Origin of the sequence: Nocardia sp. NPDC002869, assembly GCF_046764065.1 — a bacterium.
GTDB classification, from domain to species: Bacteria; Actinomycetota; Actinomycetes; order Mycobacteriales; family Mycobacteriaceae; genus Nocardia; species Nocardia rhamnosiphila.
Genome location: NZ_JBKOOL010000319.1, coordinates 1 through 2093, shown reverse-complemented (window position 1 = coordinate 2093; position 2093 = coordinate 1). Strand labels below are relative to the sequence as shown.

At 67.4% G+C, this 2093-nt stretch carries 3 protein-coding genes; 2 read left to right on the top strand and 1 reads right to left on the bottom strand.

What is annotated here, in order from left to right; genetic code table 11:
- Nucleotides 1-56: 56 nt before the first annotated feature.
- Nucleotides 57-278: a DUF3618 domain-containing protein gene (locus ACLML9_RS28595; RefSeq protein ID WP_411948405.1), complete on the bottom strand. Its 222-nt coding sequence runs from the start codon at nt 276-278 to the stop codon at nt 57-59.
- A gap of 255 nt (nt 279-533) precedes the next feature.
- On the opposite strand from ACLML9_RS28595, the gene bcp reads away from it, so the two are divergent.
- Both bcp and ACLML9_RS28585 read left to right on the top strand, forming a co-directional pair.
- Complete coding sequence (gene bcp, locus ACLML9_RS28590) at nt 534-1007, top strand: thioredoxin-dependent thiol peroxidase (protein ID WP_030525530.1); 474 nt, start codon at nt 534-536, stop codon at nt 1005-1007.
- A gap of 420 nt (nt 1008-1427) precedes the next feature.
- Nucleotides 1428-2048, top strand: coding sequence for a TetR/AcrR family transcriptional regulator (locus tag ACLML9_RS28585; protein WP_051715520.1), 621 nt, complete (start codon nt 1428-1430; stop codon nt 2046-2048).
- Nucleotides 2049-2093: the final 45 nt, after the last annotated feature.

The window sequence follows — 2093 nt, the reverse complement described above, 5'->3', positions numbered from 1 at the left end:
ACCCGGTGACAGCACTGCTGTCACCGGGTGTTCTGTATTCCGGGCCGATACCCGGATCAGCGCAGGATCTTGAACAGCAGTGCCCCGGCCACCAGCGCGCCGACACCGATCAGGGTGTATTTCACCTTCGGCTCGTTCACCTTCGCCAGCGCCAGCTGCTTGGTCCCCTCCGCGATCCGCTGCGGATCGGCCCGCACGGCGATCTCGTCGAGAGTGCCGGCCAACCGCTCCCGCGCGGCCTCGATCTCCTGCTCGATCCGCTCGGTATCCTTTGCCACCTTCACGCCTCCTGTAACTGGTCTGCCGCGCTCGTAGGCGGCCGATGTTCCACCCCTGGACCGCCGTCGTCCGCGGATCGGCCGGGGCCCGGGCTCGAGTGTATCCGCGCCCACCACACTCGCCGGTTGTTCCTCCCGCTCGCGATCCGCCCGTGCGCGGTCCTCCGGACATGGGCGGGCGGCGCGTCGCGTTTCGCCGGATCGCCGCGACGAGTACGCGGCCGGGAACCCCGCGGGTCGATTACGGTAGCGAGGGTGACCGACAACCAGCGACTCTCCCCCGGCGACCCGGCACCCGATTTCACCCTCCCCGATGCCGACGGCAACGAGGTATCGCTCGCCGACTACCGCGGCCGCAAGGTCGTGGTGTACTTCTACCCCGCCGCGAGCACCCCCGGCTGCACGAAACAGGCCTGCGACTTCCGGGACAGCCTCGGCGAACTGAACTCCGCCGGCCTCGAGGTGATCGGTATCTCCCCCGACAAACCGGCCAAGCTCGCCAAATTCCGGGACGCCGAGAAGCTGAACTTTCCGCTGCTGTCCGACCCCGACCGCGCGGTGCTCACCGCATGGGGCGCCTTCGGCGAGAAAACCATGTACGGCAAGACGGTGACCGGCGTCATCCGCTCGACCTTCCTCGTCGATGCCGAGGGGAAGATCGAAGTGGCGCAGTACAACGTGCGCGCGACCGGGCACGTCGCCAAACTGCGTCGCGATCTCTCGGTCTGATCCGTGACCACCCGGGCCCGGCCCGGGTGGTCACTCGTAGGAGGCGATCAGCCGCTCGTAGCCGTCGAGCAGTAGCCCCAGCCCGGTGTCGAAGAACAGTGTCGCCCACTGCTGATCGTCCTGTTCGAAGGCCTGGGCCCGCACGGCCGCGGTGCGGGCGGGGAACCGGCCGGGGTCCAGCCGGTCGACGATCCCCTGATCGTTCGTCCCGCCGAACCGGGCGCCGAGACAAGTGGTGCGCGGCCCGGATCGGCGGTGTTGCGAGTGTGAGACATGACAGACTCGCCGTCACAGTTCCATACTCTGCACCATGGTGTTCCCGCTACCGCTAGCCTGGGACAGGTGAACGTACGGACGGAGGCCAGGGCCAAACGGCGTCCGGACCCTGCGCTGGAGCTCCAGGACGACCCGCAAGAGCTGATGCCACGCCGGCGTCCGACCCAGGAACGCAGCAAGCGGAAATTCGACGCACTGCTGCAGGCATCGCGCGAACTGCTGGTGGAAGTCGGTTTCGAATCGTTCACCTGCGAAGAGGTCGCGGCCCGCGCCGAAGTCCCCATCGGCACGCTCTACCAGTTCTTCGCCAACAAATATGTGATCGTCTGCGAGCTGAACCGGCAGGACCTGGTGGCGGTATCGCAGGAGCTGGCCGATTTCCACGGCGAGATCCCGTCCCTGGACTGGCTGCGGCATATGAACCAGTTCGTCGACCATCTCGCCAACCTGTGGATGACCGACCCGTCCCGGCGCGAAGTGTGGCTGGCCATGCAGTCCACGCCGTCCACCCGGGCCACCGGCGCCATCCACGAGAAGGAATTCGCCGAGGTCGTCTCGCAGATGCTGCGCCCGCTCACCCCGCGCACGCCGCGGGCCCGGCGGACCATGATGGCCGAGGTGCTGGTGCATGTGGTCTATTCGATGATGAACTTCTCGGTGCAGGACGAGCAGAGCCACGCCGACGCGGTCGCCGAGCTCAAACGGCTCATGGTCGCCTATCTCCTGGTCGCGGAGAAGGAATCCCGCACCGCCAGCCAGCGCTGAGCCCGCCGCGAATACGGATCGGCAACGGCCCGGAGCGATTCGCTC

Coding starts and splice junctions, on each gene's coding strand:
- ACLML9_RS28585 (WP_051715520.1), top strand. CDS start 1,428: ATGCCACGCCGGCGTCCGACCCAGGAACGCAGCAAGCGGAAATTCGAC.